Annotated in this window: 13 protein-coding genes; 4 read left to right on the top strand and 9 right to left on the bottom strand. The window is 64.9% G+C overall.

The window, feature by feature from the left end; all coding sequences use genetic code 11:
* Positions 1-65: 65 nt before the first annotated feature.
* Complete coding sequence (locus AAFG07_RS36020) at positions 66-3,710, top strand: indolepyruvate ferredoxin oxidoreductase family protein (protein ID WP_342724398.1); 3,645 nt, start codon at positions 66-68, stop codon at positions 3,708-3,710.
* On the opposite strand, the gene AAFG07_RS36025 is transcribed toward AAFG07_RS36020, so the two are convergent.
* From AAFG07_RS36025 to AAFG07_RS36040, 4 genes are all read right to left on the bottom strand, one after another.
* Positions 3,681-5,171: a sodium:solute symporter family protein gene (locus tag AAFG07_RS36025; protein ID WP_342724399.1), complete on the bottom strand. Its 1,491-nt coding sequence runs from the start codon at positions 5,169-5,171 to the stop codon at positions 3,681-3,683. The genes AAFG07_RS36020 and AAFG07_RS36025 overlap by 30 nt on opposite strands.
* A gap of 10 nt (positions 5,172-5,181) precedes the next feature.
* Complete coding sequence (locus tag AAFG07_RS36030) at positions 5,182-5,367, bottom strand: DUF3311 domain-containing protein (RefSeq protein WP_024581224.1); 186 nt, start codon at positions 5,365-5,367, stop codon at positions 5,182-5,184.
* Positions 5,368-5,513: 146 nt separating this feature from the next.
* Positions 5,514-6,485, bottom strand: a complete 972-nt coding sequence (locus AAFG07_RS36035) for a tripartite tricarboxylate transporter substrate binding protein (RefSeq protein WP_342724400.1) — start codon at positions 6,483-6,485, stop codon at positions 5,514-5,516.
* A gap of 265 nt (positions 6,486-6,750) precedes the next feature.
* The gene (locus AAFG07_RS36040; RefSeq protein WP_342724401.1) at positions 6,751-7,662 is read right to left on the bottom strand and encodes a LysR family transcriptional regulator; all 912 of its coding nucleotides are present in this window, start codon (positions 7,660-7,662) and stop codon (positions 6,751-6,753) included.
* 143 nt (positions 7,663-7,805) lie between these two features.
* Here AAFG07_RS36040 and AAFG07_RS36045 point away from each other — a divergent pair, with 143 nt between their 5' ends.
* From AAFG07_RS36045 to AAFG07_RS36055, 3 genes are all read left to right on the top strand, one after another.
* Positions 7,806-8,954 carry an HlyD family secretion protein gene (locus tag AAFG07_RS36045; RefSeq protein WP_342724402.1) on the top strand — a complete coding sequence of 383 codons (1,149 nt, stop codon included), beginning with the start codon at positions 7,806-7,808 and terminating at the stop codon, positions 8,952-8,954.
* 483 nt (positions 8,955-9,437) lie between these two features.
* Positions 9,438-11,048, top strand: a complete 1,611-nt coding sequence (locus AAFG07_RS36050; protein ID WP_342724403.1) for an MDR family MFS transporter — start codon at positions 9,438-9,440, stop codon at positions 11,046-11,048.
* Positions 11,049-11,084: 36 nt separating this feature from the next.
* A complete protein-coding gene (locus tag AAFG07_RS36055) occupies positions 11,085-11,543 on the top strand; it encodes a carboxymuconolactone decarboxylase family protein (RefSeq protein ID WP_244069464.1) in 459 nt (152 codons plus the stop codon).
* Positions 11,544-11,740: 197 nt separating this feature from the next.
* Here AAFG07_RS36055 and AAFG07_RS36060 read toward each other — a convergent pair whose 3' ends face one another.
* The 5 genes from AAFG07_RS36060 to AAFG07_RS36080 all read right to left on the bottom strand — a co-directional run bounded on the left by AAFG07_RS36060 (position 11,741) and on the right by AAFG07_RS36080 (position 16,072).
* Positions 11,741-12,601: a D-amino-acid transaminase gene (locus tag AAFG07_RS36060; protein WP_342724404.1), complete on the bottom strand. Its 861-nt coding sequence runs from the start codon at positions 12,599-12,601 to the stop codon at positions 11,741-11,743.
* Between the two features lie 226 nt (positions 12,602-12,827).
* Positions 12,828-13,559 (bottom strand): amino acid ABC transporter ATP-binding protein, encoded by a 732-nt coding sequence (locus tag AAFG07_RS36065; protein WP_342724405.1) that lies wholly within the window; start codon positions 13,557-13,559, stop codon positions 12,828-12,830.
* A gap of 18 nt (positions 13,560-13,577) precedes the next feature.
* Positions 13,578-14,270 carry an ABC transporter permease subunit gene (locus tag AAFG07_RS36070; protein ID WP_212313693.1) on the bottom strand — a complete coding sequence of 231 codons (693 nt, stop codon included), beginning with the start codon at positions 14,268-14,270 and terminating at the stop codon, positions 13,578-13,580.
* Between the two features lie 2 nt (positions 14,271-14,272).
* Positions 14,273-15,004: an amino acid ABC transporter permease gene (locus AAFG07_RS36075; RefSeq protein ID WP_342724406.1), complete on the bottom strand. Its 732-nt coding sequence runs from the start codon at positions 15,002-15,004 to the stop codon at positions 14,273-14,275.
* A 150-nt stretch (positions 15,005-15,154) separates the two neighbouring features.
* Complete coding sequence (locus tag AAFG07_RS36080) at positions 15,155-16,072, bottom strand: amino acid ABC transporter substrate-binding protein (protein WP_342724407.1); 918 nt, start codon at positions 16,070-16,072, stop codon at positions 15,155-15,157.
* Between the last annotated feature and the right edge of the window lie 18 nt (positions 16,073-16,090).

The following is a 16,090-nucleotide window of genomic DNA, read 5'->3' on the forward strand; positions in this document are numbered from 1 at the left end:
GGACCTACCAGACACTCAGGCATAGCCTTGCCCTTTACACATTGCGATTCCCGGAGGGGTCAGTCATGGGCCAGATGCCGCAACTCGACGCCTACCAGCTGTCCGAGCGCTACAGCAGGGAACGCGGCCGCGTCTTCCTCACCGGCACGCAGGCGATCGTGCGCATCGCGCTCGACCAGATCAGGCGCGACCAGGCCGCCGGGCTCAACACCGCGGGCTTCATCTCCGGCTATCGCGGCTCGCCGCTCGGCGGCGTCGATCTCGAATTGTGGAAGATCGGCGAGCGGCTGAAGGAGAGCCGCATCGAATTCCTGCCCGCGGTCAACGAGGACCTCGCCGCGACCGCCGTGCTCGGCTCGCAGCAGGTCGAGACCCAGACGGATCGCAAGGTCGATGGCGTGTTCGGGCTGTGGTACGGCAAGGGCCCCGGCGTCGATCGCTCCGGCGATGCGCTGAAGCACGGCAATGCCTATGGCTCCTCACCGCATGGCGGCGTGCTGGTCGTGGCCGGCGACGACCATGGCTGCGTGTCGTCCTCGATGCCGCATCAATCCGATGTCGCCTTCATGAGCTGGTTCATGCCGACGCTGCATCCGGCCGACGTCGGCGAGTATCTCGCGTTCGGCGAATATGGCTACGCGCTGAGTCGATTTTCCGGCATGTGGGTCGGCTTCAAGGCGATCTCGGAGATCGTCGAGTCCGGCGCCTCAGTCGAGCTGCCGCCGCCGCGCGCCTTCGCGCAGCCGGACTTCGTGCCGCCACCCGGCGGCCTGCATTATCGCTGGCCGGACCTGCCGGGCCCGCAGATCGAGGAGCGGCTGGAGGCGAAGAAGCACGCGGTCTACGCTTTTGCGAAAGCCAATCCGATCGACCGCCGCATCTACGACATCAGGGACGCGACCTACGGCATCGTCACCACAGGCAAGGCGCATCTCGATCTGATGGAGGCGCTGCGGCTGGTCGGGCTCGACGAGGCCGCATGCCGCCGCTTCGGCATCGACATCTACAAGGTCGGCATGGTGTGGCCGCTGGCGCTGCACGATGCGATGGAGTTCGTGAAGGGCAAGCGCGAGATCCTGGTGGTCGAGGAGAAGCGCGGCATCATCGAGAGCCAGTTCAAGGAGTATTTCTACGACTATCCCGGCTCCAAGCCGGAACGGATGGTCGGCAAGCACGACGAGCGAGGCGCGCGGCTGATCTCGTGGACCGGCGAATTGTCGCCGCGCATGCTAGCCGACGTGCTGGCGCGGCGGCTCGATCCGATGTTTCCGGAATTGCAGCTCGCCCGCCGCGTCGCCGCGCTCAGGCCCGAGCAGGACCGCATGATCGTGGTGCCGGGCGCGACGCGCACGCCGTATTTCTGCTCGGGCTGCCCGCACAATACATCGACCAAGGTGCCCGAGGGCTCCAAGGCGCTGGCCGGCATCGGCTGCCACTTCATGGCGAGCTGGATGGACCGCGAGACCTCGTCGCTGATCCAGATGGGCGGCGAAGGCGTCAACTGGGCGGCCTCGTCGAAATTCACCGGCAACAGCCATGTGTTCCAGAATCTCGGCGAAGGCACCTATTATCATTCCGGCTCGATGGCGATCCGGCAGGCGATCGCCGCCAACGCCAACATCACCTACAAGATCCTGTTCAACGACGCGGTGGCGATGACCGGCGGCCAGCCGGTCGACGGCTCGGTCAGCGTGCAGGCGATCGCGCACTCTGTCCGCGCCGAGGGCGTCGCACGAATTGCGCTGGTGTCGGATGATCCCGCGCAGTTCTCGCCGGCGGATTTGCCGGTCGGCGTCACCATCCACCCGCGTGAGGAGATGGACGCCGTGCAGCGCGAGCTGCGTGCGATATCTGGCGTCACCGTGCTGATCTATCAGCAGACTTGCGCCACCGAGAAGCGGCGGCGGCGCAAGCGCGGCACGATCAAAGATCCCGCGCGTTTTGCTTACATCAACGACCTCGTCTGCGAGGGCTGCGGCGACTGCTCGGTGGAATCGAACTGCCTCAGCGTCGAGCCGAAGGAGACGCCGTTCGGCCGCAAACGCAAGATCAACCTCTCGACCTGCAACAAGGATTTTTCCTGCCTCAACGGCTTCTGCCCGAGCTTCGTCACCGTCGAGGGCGGCAAACGGCGGGCGAAGGGCGCAAGCGCGATCGATCCGCTGGCGCATGCGACGACACTGCCGACACCAGAGCTTGCGCCCCTCGACAAGCCCTACGATCTGCTGGTCACCGGCGTCGGCGGCACCGGCGTCATCACGGTCGGCGCGCTGATCGCGATGGCCGCGCATCTCGAGGGCCGCGGCGTCTCGGTGCTCGACTTCACCGGCTTCGCCCAGAAATTCGGCCCGGTGCTGAGCTATCTGCGGCTGGCGGCGACGCCCGAGGCGCTGCATCAGGTGCGGATCGACCAGGGCTCGGCCGACGCGCTGATCGGCTGCGACCTCGTGGTGAGCTCGTCGGCGAAGGCGTCCGGCACCTACCGCAAGGGCATGCGCGCCGCGGTCAACATCGCGGAGATGCCGACCGGCGACGTGGTGCGCTTCCGCGACGCCGACCTCGCCTCGCCGGTTCGCTTACGCGCCATCGAGCGGGTGATCGGATCAGGCAACCTCACCGCGATCGACACCAATGCGCTGGCCGAGCAGCTGCTCGGCGACAGCGTCTACGCCAACATCATGATGCTCGGCTTCGCCTGGCAGCAGGGCCTGGTGCCGGTGTCGCTGGACGCATTGACCCGCGCGATTGAACTCAACGGCGTCACCGTCGACCGCAACAAGCAGGCGCTGGCCTGGGGCCGGCTCGCCTTTGCCGATCAGGATTTCCTGCCGAAGGCAGACGGCCCTGCGGCCAATGTGCCCGAGACGCTGGAACAGATGATCGCGCGACGCGCAGACTTCCTTCGTGACTATCAGGACGCGGCCTATGCCGCGCGCTACCGCGCAACGGTCGAGCGCGTCCGTCGCGCCGAGGCCGCGCTCGGCGGCCGCCGCGGAGAAGGTGCGCCCCCTCTCCCGCTTGCGGGGGAGGGTCGGGGTGGGGGTGTCTCCACGAGTCGTGACGCGGAGAGAGCCCTCACCCGGATCGCATCTGTCGATGCGATCCGGCCTCCCCCGCAAGCGGGAGAGGCGAACCGAGTCCGTGGCGAGGCCGCACTCCCCCTCACCGACGCCGTCGCCCGCTCACTGTTCAAGCTGATGGCCTACAAGGACGAGTACGAGGTGGCGCGTTTGCACATGCAGACCGGCTTCCTCGAGACCCTCAAGCGCGAGTTCGACGGTGACTTCACGGTGCAGTACCATCTCGCGCCGCCGCTGTTGCCGGCACGGCTGGATGCACGCGGCCGGCCACGCAAGCGCGCGTTCGGCCAGTGGATCCAGACGCCACTCCGCTTGCTGGCGCGGCTCAAGGGACTGCGCGGCACGCCGTTCGACGTGTTCGGCTACACCGCGGAGCGTCGCGCCGAGCGCGAGCTGATCACCTGGTACGAAACGCTGATCGAGACCATGCTCGGCAAGCTCGATGCCGCGCCGCTGCCCGATCTCACAGCGATTGCAAAGGCCCCGATGGAAATCCGCGGCTATGGCCCGGTGAAGGACGCTGCGATCGAGAAGGCCAAGGCGGAGGTGGCGCGGCTGACCGCGCTTCTCACCTCCGCCCCGTCAGATACCAACGACGGCTCAGGCCGCCGCGCCGCGCTTGGCGGGTGAGATCAAGCCGACCACCACAGTCGCAATCACCGCCACCACGATGTTGAGCAAGAGCGCGCCGAGGCCGACATAGAAGGTGTAGCTGGCATCGCCGAGCGAGATGCTGGCGAGCGGCTTCAAGCCGTTGCTCCATGCCGTGTAGGTGCCCCAGCCGATACCGACCGCCCAGCCGAGCAACAGCGCTTCGGCGCGGAACCAGACGGTGAACAGGCCGAACACCAGCGCCGGCAGCGTCTGTACGATCCAGAGGCCGCCGAGCAGTTGCAGGTCGAGCGCATATTGCGTGGGCAGGAGCAGGATGAAGGCGAGCGCGCCGACCTTCACCACCAGCGAGGTGATCTTCGCCACCGACGCCTCACCGGCATGCGAGATGTCCGGATTGACATAGGACTTCCAGACATTGCGGGTGAACAAATTGGCGGCGCCGATGCTCATCACCGCCGCCGGCACCAGCGCGCCGATCGCGATCGCGGAGAACGCGAAGCCGGCGAACCATTCCGGGAACAAGGTCTTGAACAGCATCGGCACCACGTCGTTCGGCGACGTCACCTTGATGCCGGCGGCATAGGCCATGTAGCCGAGCAGCGCGATCAGGCCGAGCAAGAGCGTATAGGCCGGCAGCAGGATCGCATTCTTGCGGATGGTATCCGCCGACTTCGAGGCGAAGATGCCGGTCAGCGTGTGCGGATACATGAAGGCGGCGAGCGCGGAGCCGAGCGCCAGCGTCGCGTAGGGCAGATACTGGGCGGGCTTTAGCGTCAGTCCGGTGGCGCCGCCCTTCGCCGTGAAGGCGTCGTTGGCGGCGGAGAACACCGCGCCATAGCCGCCGAGCTTCGAGGGCACCACGACCACGGCCGTCAGCACCACGATGTAGATCATGATGTCCTTGACGAAGGCGATCAGCGCCGGCGCGCGCAGGCCGGAGCTGTAGGTATAGAGCGCGAGGATCACGAAGGCGGCGATGATCGGCAGTTCGCCGGTCAGGCCCATCGCCTTGATCACGACCTCCATGCCGATCAGCTGCAGCGCGATATAGGGCATGGTCGCGACGAGGCCAGTCAGCGCCACCGCGAGCTCGAGACTGCGCGAGCCGTAGGCGCCATGGACGACATCTGCAGCGGTAACGTAGCCGTTGGCATGCGCCTTCTTCCACAGCACCGGCATCACGGCGAATACGAAGGGATAGACGATGATGGTGTAGGGCAGCGCGAAGAAGCCATAGGCACCGACTGCGTAGACCAGCGCCGGCACCGCGATCACGGTGTAGGCGGTGTAGAAATCGCCGCCGACCAGGAACCAGGTGATCCAGGTGCCGAACTGACGGCCGCCGAGACCCCATTCGTCGAGATGCTCGCTGACCGGGCCGGACTTCCAGCGCGCGGCGAAGAAGCCCATCACGGTGACGAGGGCGAAGAAGAAGATAAAGACGGAGAGCGCTACCCAGGCGATATGATCGGTCATGGCTGCCCCCTCAGCGCTGCTCGTCGGCATCAGGCTGCCGGCTGCGATAGACCAGCCAGATCAAGAGCGATGAGATCGGCACCCAGGCGAGCTGGTACCAGTAGAAGAAAGGAAAGCCGAACAGCGAGGGTTCGGCGAAATTATAGAACGGCACCCACAGCAAGCCGATGAACGGCAGCAGCAACAGAATCCACATGGCTCTCTCCCAGCCCGGGGTGTGATCCAAACCGGCGGGGTTGCCGGCGTCCCGTCATCAACGACCCAGGAACCATTCGTTGCGTCTAGAATCACAGTTGCGGCATGGCGATGCAAAAAGATGTGATCGCCGTGCGCGGCGGCGGCCTATTCGGCCTTGATGCCGGCATCCTGGATCACCGTGCGCCAGCGCGCCTCCTCGGCCATGAAGTAGCGGTCGAGTTCGGTGGGAGGCTGTGCCACCATCACGAGACCCTCATTGACGGCGAGCTTCCTGAAGGCCTCGGCCTGCACGGCCTTGGCCGCCGATTTGTTGAGGCGGTCGATGATGTCGGGCGGTGTGTTCGCAGGTGCGTAAAGGCCGTACCAGGATTCCGCTGAATAGCCCGGCACACCGGCTTCGGACACCGTCGGCAATTGCGGGAATGACGCCGAACGCTCGGCCGAGGTCACGCCGATCGCACGCAATTGCCCGGCCTCGACCAGCGACGCGCAGCTTGCCACCGTCGTGAACATCACCTGGATCTGGCCACCCATCAAGTCGGTGATGGCGGGCGCGGCGCCCTTGTAGGGCACGGTGGTGAGATTGACAGAAGCCATGTGCTTGAACAACTCGCCGGCCAGGTGCGCCGAGGTGCCGGTGCCATACGTCCCGTAGGACAGTTTTTCCGGATCGGTCTTCGCAGCCGCGATCAGATCGGCGATCGACTTGATCGGCGAAGCAGGGTTGACCACGACGACATTGAACGAGCGCGCCACCAGGGCCACCGGCGCAAAATCCTTATGCGCGTCGTAGGGCAGCCTGGCGTAGAGGCTCGGATTGACGGCGTTGGCGAAGGTCGCCATCAGCAGCGTGTAGCCGTCGGCCGGGCTGGCGGCGACGCTTTGCGTGCCGATGATGGTGCCCGCCCCCGGCTTGTTCTCGATGATGACGGTGACGCCAAGATCCTTCTGCATCTCCTGCGCCAGCGTGCGCGCCACGACATCGGTGCCACCGCCTGGCGCGAACGGCACCACGATCTTCACGATATGGTCTGGGTAGAAGGCGCGCGCCGGCGCCGGCAGCAGCACATTTGCTGCGATCGCGAACAGGATTGAGGTCAGGACGCGAAGCGGCATGGCAGGCCCCGGCAGCGGATGAGGTGTTCTTCTCATACACGCGAACGCCATGCGTGGAGTGCCGGGCGGTCATGACGCGAAAGGAAGCGCCCGTGCTGCCAGCCCCGTCGTCCTGAGGTGACCGCTTCTTCAGCGGCCCTCGAAGGATCGACGGCCGGCAGCCGGGCCGTGCATCCTTCGAGGCTCGCTCCGCTCGCACCTCCAGCGACAAAGGCGAAGCCTTTGCGCGGGGATGACGGAGATGGAATCGAGCGCGACTTTCCGATCACGAATACGGATTGATCAGCTTCTGCTGCTCGGTGGCGTGATGCACCAGCAGGTCGATGAAGACGCGCACTTTCGCCGAGAGGTGATGGCGGTGCGGGTAAATGGCGTTCATGGTGAGCTCGACCGGCCGGTACTCGGGCAGCAGCCGAACCAGCTTCCCCGCTTCGAGCTCGTCCCGGACCAGGAAGCCCGCCGCGAGGAACACGCCGACGCCGGCGAGCGCCGCGAGTTTCAGCGTCTCGCCGCTGTTGGAGACGAGATTGCCGGCCACCTTCACCGCGGCCGGCGCGCCTTTGCGGTCGACGAAGTGCCACTCGTCCCCGAACGGGTAGTTGACATGGCGAACGCAGTTGAGGGTCGCGAGGTCGTCGAGCCGCTCCGGTTTGCCGTGCGCCTCGGCGTAGTCGTGCGAGCAGCACAGCACGTGCCGCCAGGTGGCGATGCGACGCACGATCAGCGCGGAATCGCGCGGCTGGATCATCTGCACGGCGAGATCGAAGTTTTCGTCGAGCAGGTCGGCCGAGCGTTCGCCGATCATCAGATCAATCTTGACCTCGGGATAGGTCGCCAGGAACTCGGTGACCGTCGACGACAGGAATTGGACCAGATGGGTGTTGGTGAAGATCCGCAGCGTGCCGCGCGGTACCGATTGCTGCGCGCCCGCAACCTCATCGGCCTGCTCGATGTCGGAGAGGATCTGGATGCAGCGCTCGTAATAGGCCTGGCCGACCTCGGTGAGGCTGACCTTGCGCGTGGTGCGGTTGAGCAGCCGGGCACCGAGCCGGTCTTCCAGCGACTGCACATGGTTGCTCACCATGGTGGTGGACATGTTGAGCTTGCGGCCGGCGGCGGAAAAGCCGCCGGAATCCACGACCCGGACGAAGGCGGTCAAACTGGTCAGGCGATCCATGTAACAAGGTCCGGATTATCAGCGCTGGCTTGATAATGCTTCCAGTTTTATCGGGATTATCACAGCGGACAGGACATTGCATCTAAGGGGCCGTATCCGGCGCCCTTTCTGGAAGGACGCGAATGTTCGGCCAGGAGACAATCATGTCGACCACAACCTATATCCCTGAAGAATCAGCCAAAATCGGCCTCCGCCCGTCGCGGCGGACGGTCAAGCGGGTGGCGCTTGGGCTCGCCGCCCTGCTCGGAATCGCCGTGGCCAGCGACTTTGGCTACGACTACCTCACCACCGGCCGCTATCTCGAATCCACCGACGACGCCTATGTGAAGGCGGACTCCACGATCATCGCCCCGAAAGTGTCGGGCTACATCGCCCGCGTGCTGGTGACCGACAACCAGCCGGTGAAGGCCGGCCAGCTGCTGGCCGAGATCGACGACCGCGACTACCGCACGGCGCTCGGCCAGGCCAAGGCCGATGTTGACGCCGCCGACGCCTCGGTGCGCAACCTCGATGCCCAGCTCGAATTGCAGCAGCCGATCATTGACCAGAGCACTGCGGACGTCGAAGCCGCCGAGGCCAATCTGAAATTCGCCCAGGAAGAGCAGACCCGTTACGACGGGCTGATGAAGTCCGGCTCCGGCACCATTCAACGTGCGCAGCAGACCGACGCGGCGCTGCGCAGCAATACGGCGCAGTTGCAGCACGCGAAGTCGGCGCTGTCGGCGGCGCAGCGCAAGGTCGACGTGCTGACCACGCAGCGCGCCCAGGCTGTCGCGCAGGCCGACCGGGCCCGCGCGGTCGAGCATCAGGCCGAGCTGAACCTGTCCTACGCACGGATCACCGCGCCGGTCGACGGCACGGTCGGCGCCCGCACGCTCCGCGTCGGCCAGTATGTGCAGGCCGGCACCCAGCTGATGGCGGTGGTGCCGCTCGATGCGGTCTATGTGGTCGCCAATTTCAAGGAGACGCAGCTGACCCATGTGCGCAACGGCCAGCCGGTCGAGCTCACCGTCGACAGTTTTCACGGCACCACGCTGAAGGGCCATGTCGACAGCCTGTCGCCGGCCAGCGGGCTTGAATTCGCGCTGCTGCCGCCCGACAACGCCACCGGCAACTTCACCAAGATCGTGCAGCGCGTGCCGGTCAAGATCGTGCTCGACGATCACAGCCTCACCGGCCTCTTGCGGCCGGGCATGTCGGCGATCCCGACCGTCAACACCAAGGCAACCGTGCTGGCCGAGCGCGAAGAGAAGCGCCGCCTGGCGTCGGCGATGCGGGCGAGCGGCGGCTAGCGTCGAACGACTATCGACTGGTTACGCGCGATCGATCACCGCATCGGCGGTCGATCGCGTTTTGCTGTGCCCTCCCGCTGCGTCCCTCCTTCGTGCCGCGATCACCGATGGAAGGGCTCCCTCCCCCCTTGCGGGGGAGGGTTGGGGAGAGGGGTGCCGCTTGCGCTGAGATCAGACGGATCGCGATTGCGCACCTGCTTCAAGTGACGCATCGGGCGGATTGAAGCAGATCGAGCAAATTGACGCGTCAGCGCCCGGGGCCACCCCTCTCCCCACCCTCTCCCGCAAGGGGAGAGGGAGCCTGAGAGATGTGCTCACCTCACTCGTCGACACCACGAAGACCAAATGCAGCGTGCGCTGGCCGCGGGCGCAGTGGCAGCCATATCGATTATCAATCGCGGCCGGACAATCCTTCCAGTCTTTCCCGGATTATCGAAACCGGCCGCCTAATCCATGTTGTGCGGGCAAGCAAGGACGATCCCAATGACCGCGCTCCAGCCCACAGCCAACGCCGCCGCCCTCCCGTCGCCCGCAGCACCTGCCGCGCCAGCGATCCCGACCAAGACCTGGATCGCGGTGATCGGCGCCACGCTCGGCGCGTTCATGGCGGTGCTCAACATCCAGATCGTCAATGCCTCGCTTGCCGACATTCAGGGCGGCATCGGCGCAGGCATCGATGACGGCGGCTGGATCTCGACCTCCTATTTGATCGCCGAGATCGTGGTGATCCCGCTCTCCGGCTGGCTCGCGCAGGTGTTCTCGGTGCGCATCTATCTGCTCACCAACGCGTTCCTGTTCCTGGTGTTCTCCGGCGCCTGCGCACTGGCGCAGGACCTGCCGCAGATGATCGCGCTGCGCGCCGTGCAAGGCTTCACCGGCGGCGTGCTGATCCCGATGGCATTCACCCTGATCATCACGCTGCTGCCGAAGGCGAAGCAGCCGATCGGGCTTGCGCTGTTCGCGCTGTCGGCGACGTTCGCCCCGGCGATCGGCCCGACCATCGGCGGCTATCTCACCGAGAACTGGGGCTGGCAGTACATCTTCTATGTCAATTTGGTACCGGGCGCCGTGATGATCGCGATGCTGTACATCTCGCTCGATCCGAGCCCGATGAAGCTGTCGCTGATCCGCCAGGGCGACTGGCTCGGCATCATCACCATGGCGATCGGCCTCGCCGCGCTGCAGACCGTGCTCGAAGAAGGCAACAAGGACGACTGGTTCGGCTCGCCCTTTATCGTCCGCCTGTCGGTGATCGCGGCCGTGGCGCTGATCGCCTTCCTGATCGTCGAGTTCACCGTCGCGAAGCCGCTGCTCAATCTGCGCCTGCTCGCCCGCCGCAATTTCGGCTTCGGCATGCTGGCCAACTTCCTGCTCGGCATCGCGCTGTACGGCTCGGTGTTTATCCTGCCGCAATATCTGTCGCGCATTCAGGGCTACAACGCCGAGCAGATCGGCATGGTGCTGGCCTGGACCGGCCTGCCGCAGCTCGTGCTGATCCCGCTGGTGCCGCGCTTGATGCAGCGCTTCGATCCCCGCATCGTCATCGGCGTCGGATTTGCGCTGTTTGCCGGCTCCAACTTCATGAACATCTACATGACCAACGACTATGCGGCCGATCAGCTGCTCTGGCCGAACGTCATCCGTGCCGTCGGTCAGGCGCTGGCATTCGCTCCGCTGTCGGCGGTTGCGACGGCCGGAATTGAGGCGGAGAATGCCGGATCGGCGTCAGCGTTGTTCAACATGATGCGCAACCTTGGCGGCGCCATCGGCATTGCCGCGCTGCAGACACTGCTGACCAAGCGCGAGCAATATCACTCCAATGTGCTGATGCAGTCGGTCTCAATGCTGGAACAGGCGACCCGTACGCGGATTGAGGGATTGACCCAGTATTTCCTGAACCACGGCGTTGCCGATCACGCCGACGCCACCCACCGCGCGATCGCGGCGGTCGGCAGGGTCGTGCAGAAGCAGGCCTACATCCTCGCCTTCAGCGACACCTTCTATCTGCTCGGTGTGGCGCTGATCATAGCGCTGGTGGCGGCGCTGTTCCTGAAGAAGCCGGGCCAGTTCGCTGGCGGCGGCGGTGCACACTAGCCCTTTTTACTGAACCCATAACCAAGGAGAACGACCATGAAACCCCGCATGAACTTCTACCAGGCCGCCCCCGAGACCATCAAAGCGCTGGTTGCGGTCGAAAGCCAGATCACCGCGAGCGGCCTCGAGCAATCGCTGATCGAACTGGTCAAGACCCGCGCCTCGCAAATCAACGGCTGCGCCTACTGCATCAACATGCACACCGAAGACGCCCGCAAGCACGGCGAGACCGAGCAGCGGCTCTATCTGCTCAACGCCTGGCGCGAGTCGCCGCTCTACAGCGAGCGCGAGCGCGCGGCGCTGGCCTGGACCGAAGCGCTGACGCTGGTTGCAGAGACGCATGCGCCCGACGCCGACTACGAGGCGGTGCGCGCGCAGTTCACGGACAGCGAGCTGGTCAACCTGACCACGCTGATCGGCGCCATCAACGCCTGGAACCGGATCGCGATCGGCTTCCGCGCGGTGCACCCGGTGAAGGTGAAGGTCGCGGCGTGAGGGCGATCTGTTTTCCCGTCATCCTGAGGTGCGAGCGCAGCGAGCCTCGAAGGATGCACGGCCACAGTCGGGCCGTCGACCCTTCGAGGGCCGCTGAAGAAGCGGCCACCTCAGGGTGACGGGTTTGGCTTTCGTACCATCAGCAAGCGATCCAACGAAGCGCGATGGATTGCCGGGTCAAGCCCGGCAATGACGGATCAAACCGCCGTCGCGCGGGCGAACTCGACATAGATCTCGCGCAGGCGGTCGGTGATCGGGCCGACCTTGCCGCCGCCGACGGTCTTGCCGTCGATCGCGACCACGCCCTGCACGAACACCGAGGCGCTGGTGATGAAGGCTTCCTTGGCGGCGAGCGCCTCCTCGACCGTGAAGGCGCGCTCCTCGATGCGAAGCTGACGCTCCTCGGCAAGTTTGACGACGGCCTTGCGGGTGCAGCCGGGCAGGATCTCGTTGCCGTTCTGCCGGGTCACGATGACGTCGTCCTGGGTGACGATGAAGGACGAGGACGAGCCGCCCTCGGTGACCTTGCCGTCCTCGATCATCCAGGCTTCGCCGGCGCCGGCCGCGGCCGCGGCCTGCTTGGCCAGCACCTGTGCCAGCAGCGCGACGCTCTTGATGTCGCGCCGCTCCCAGCGGATGTCGGGCACCGTGATCACGTTGATGCCGGTCTTGGCCGATGGCGCGTTGATGATGTCCTTTTCCGAGGTGAACATCACAAGGGTCGGCTTGACGTCGGCCTTCGGGAAGGCGAAGTCGCGCCCCTTGTCGGCACCGCGGGTGACCTCGAGATAGACCATGCCGTTGACGAGGTCGTTGCGCTTGACCAGCTCCTTCTGGATCTCCTCGATCCGCTCCAGCGTCTCGGGGAGCGCCAGCTGGATCTCGCCGACCGAGCGCTTCAGCCGCGCCAGATGCGAGGCGTTGTCGATCAGCTTGCCCTCGAGCACCGCCGCCACCTCGTAGATGCCGTCGGCGAACAGGAATCCGCGGTCGAACACCGAGACCTTGGCCTCCGAATGCGGCACGAACGAGCCGTTGACGTAAGCGATCTTTTCCACGCGAGTTCTCCTGCGGACGAAGGGGAGTTTCAGGCCTTCGTATACGCAAATTGTTAACGGGGGAAAACCCTCCACCGGCGCCCCCGCGTAAAGGCTTCGCCTTTGTCGCTGGAGGAGCGCGCCTTGCGCGCGTCTCGAAGGGTCGACGGCCCCGCTGGCGGCCGTGCATCCTTCGAGACGCCGCTTCGCGGCTCCTCAGGATGACGGGTCTGGCTGGTGCAGCGCCTCAGTGCTGCAGGATCTTCGACAGGAACTTCTGCGCGCGGTCGCTGCGCGGCGTGCCGAAGAAATCGGCCTTCTTGGCGTCCTCGACGATCTCGCCGCGGTCCATGAAGATGACGCGGTCGGCGACCTTGTTGGCAAAACCCATCTCGTGGGTGACCACCATCATGGTCATGCCCTCGCGGGCGAGGTCGACCATCACGTCGAGCACCTCGCTGATCATCTCGGGGTCGAGCGCCGAGGTCGGCTCGTCGAACAGCATCGCGATCGGGTTCATCGCGAGCGCGCGGGCGATCGCGACGCGCTGCTGCTGGCCGCCCGACAATTCGGCCGGGAATTTCTTGGCGTGATCCTTCAGCCCGACGCGATCGAGCAGCTTCGTGGCCGTGACCACGGCATCGTCATGCTTGCGGCCCAGAACCTTCTCCTGTGCGAGGCAGAGATTGTCGATGATCCGCAGATGCGGAAACAATTCGAAGTGCTGGAACACCATGCCGACGCGCGAGCGCAGCTTCGGCAGATCGGTCTTGGGATCGTTGACCTTGATGCCGTCGAGGATGATGTCGCCGCCCTGGATCGGCTCCAGCGCGTTGACGCATTTGATCAGGGTCGACTTGCCCGAACCCGACGGGCCGCAGACCACGACCACCTCGCCCTTGGCGACGCTGGTGGTGCAATCCTTCAGCGCCTGGAAGCTCGGCCCGTACCATTTGTTGACGTGATTGATCTCGATCATGATGGCTCAGCTTGTTGTTCAGCGAACAATGGCGATTCGCGCCTGCAGGCGGCGCACGCCAAAGGACGCGACACAGGAAATGACGAAGTAGACCAGCGCGGCGAACAGGTACATTTCGACCAGGCGGCCGTCGCGCTGCGCAACCTTGCTGGCGGCGCCGAGGAAATCCGGGATCGACAGCACGTAGACCAGCGAGGTGTCCTGGAACAGCACGATGGTCTGCGTCAGCAGCACCGGCAGCATGTTGCGGAACGCCTGCGGCAGCACGACGTAGCGCATCGACTGCGCGTAGGTCAGGCCGAGCGCGCTGGCCGCGGCCGGCTGGCCGCGCGAGATCGACTGGATGCCGGCGCGCATGATCTCGGAGAAATAGGCCGCCTCGAATGCGACGAAGGTGATCAGCGAGGAGGCGAAGGCGCCGACCGAGATCGGCCGCGACGCGCCGGTCACCCACTGCCCGATGTAAGGCACCAGGAAGTAGAACCAGAAGATCACCAGCACCAGCGGCAGCGAGCGGATGAAGTCGACATAGAAGCCCGCGATGCGCCCGAGCACCTTGTAGCTCGACAACCGCATCAGGGCGATCAGGGTGCCGAACACGAGGCCGCCGAACGCCGCGAGCGCCGTCAGGGTCAGGGTGAAGCGCATACCCTCGAAGAACAGATAGGGTAGCGAGCGGCGGATGACGTCGAAATCGAGATTGCCGAGCATCGTCATTTGCCCGTGATGTAGCCGGGGATCGCGACATAACGCTCGAGGAAGCGCATCGCGGTGACCACGACGAAATTGAGGAGAAGATAGAGCACGGTTGCCGCGGTGAACGCCTCGAACACCTGGAACGAGAACTCCTGCATCGAACGCGCCTGGCCGGTCAATTCGATCAGGCCGATGGTGATGGCGACCGCGCTGTTCTTGATGGTGTTGAGGAACTCGGAGGTCAGCGGCGGCAGGATGATGCGGAACGCCATCGGCAGCAGCACGTAGCGATAGGTCTGCACCGTGGTGAGGCCGAGCGCGGTCGAAGCCTGCTTCTGGCCACGCGGCAGCGAGCCGATGCCGGCCTGCAATTGCACGGCGACGCGCGCCGACATGAAGAGGCCGACGCCGACCGCGGCGGTCCAGAACGGCGCGTTCGGCAACTGTTTCAGCCACAGCCCGGCGGATTTTGGCAGCAGCTCGGGCAGCACGAAGAACCACAGGAAGAGCTGCACCAGCAGCGGCATGTTGCGGAAGAACTCGACCCAGCAGAAGCCGATCCACGACGCCGTCCGCGACGGCAGCGTGCGCAGCACGCCGATCACCGTGCCGCAGACCAGCGCGATGATCCAGGCGAGCACCGACACCTTGATGGTGACCACCAGTCCCGCCAGCAACAGGTCGAGATAGGTGCCGGTCCCCATCGGGTTCGGCTCGAGAAAGATGTGCCAGTTCCAATTGTAGTTCACGGGTCCCCCGCGCTCTCGCGCCGATCACGCATTACGCCGACATCACGCGCGGCGTCTATGCAAATGTCCGGCCATTTTCCTCCAAAATGGCCGGACATGCTAACTTTCAAGACCGCCGCCGACGGCGACGGGTCATGCGCAACACTGCGATCAGTTCACCAGATAGGCATCCGGATCGGGTGAATCCGACGGCTTGGCAAGCTGCTTCTTCATCTCCGGCCCGAGCGGCACGTTGAGGTTCAGGCCCTTCGGCGGGATCTTCTGGTTGAACCACTTGTCGTAGATCTTTTGGCCCTCGGCGCTGGTGTAGAGCGCGGCGGTGGCGCCGTCGACGACCTTCTTGAACGGCGCGTCATCCTTGCGCAGCATGATGCCGTAGGGCTCGGGCTTGGAGAACGCGTCCTTGGAGATCACGTAGTCGTCCGGCGACTTCGAGCCGGCGACGAGGCTCGCGAGCAGGATGTCGTCCATCACGAAGGCGACCGCGCGGTCGGTCTCGACCATCAGGAAGGCCTCGGCATGATCCTTGGCCGGGATGATGTTGATGCTCAGCCCGCGTGCGACGTTGGCCTCGGTGAGCTGCTTGATGTTGGTGGTGCCGGCGGTCGAGACCACCGTCTTGCCCTTCAAATCATCGATCGAGTTAATCTTGCTCGCCTTCTTGGTGACGTAGCGGCTCGCGGTCAGAAAGTGCGAGTTGGTGAAGGAGACCTGCTTCTGGCGCTCGGCATTGTTGGTGGTCGAGCCGCATTCGAGGTCGACGGTGCCGTTGGCCATCAGCGGGATACGCGTCGCCGAGGTCACCGGGTTGAGCTTGACCTCGAGCTTGTCGAGCTTCAGCTCCTTCTTGATGGCATCGACGATCTTGTAGCAGATGTCCATCGCATATCCGACGGGCTTCTGGTTGTCGTCGAGATAGGAGAACGGGATCGAGGAATCGCGGTAGCCGAGCGTGATCGCGCCGGTGTCCTTGATGTTCTTCAGGGTTCCCGTAAGCTCCTCGGCCTGCGCCTGGCTCGCGCCGAGCGCGGCGGCGAACGCGAGGCCGATCAGATATTTGGATGTCATACGTCTACTCCTTCGTGG

The sequence above is a fragment of the Bradyrhizobium sp. B097 genome (genome assembly GCF_038957035.1).
Classification (GTDB): domain Bacteria; phylum Pseudomonadota; class Alphaproteobacteria; order Rhizobiales; family Xanthobacteraceae; genus Bradyrhizobium.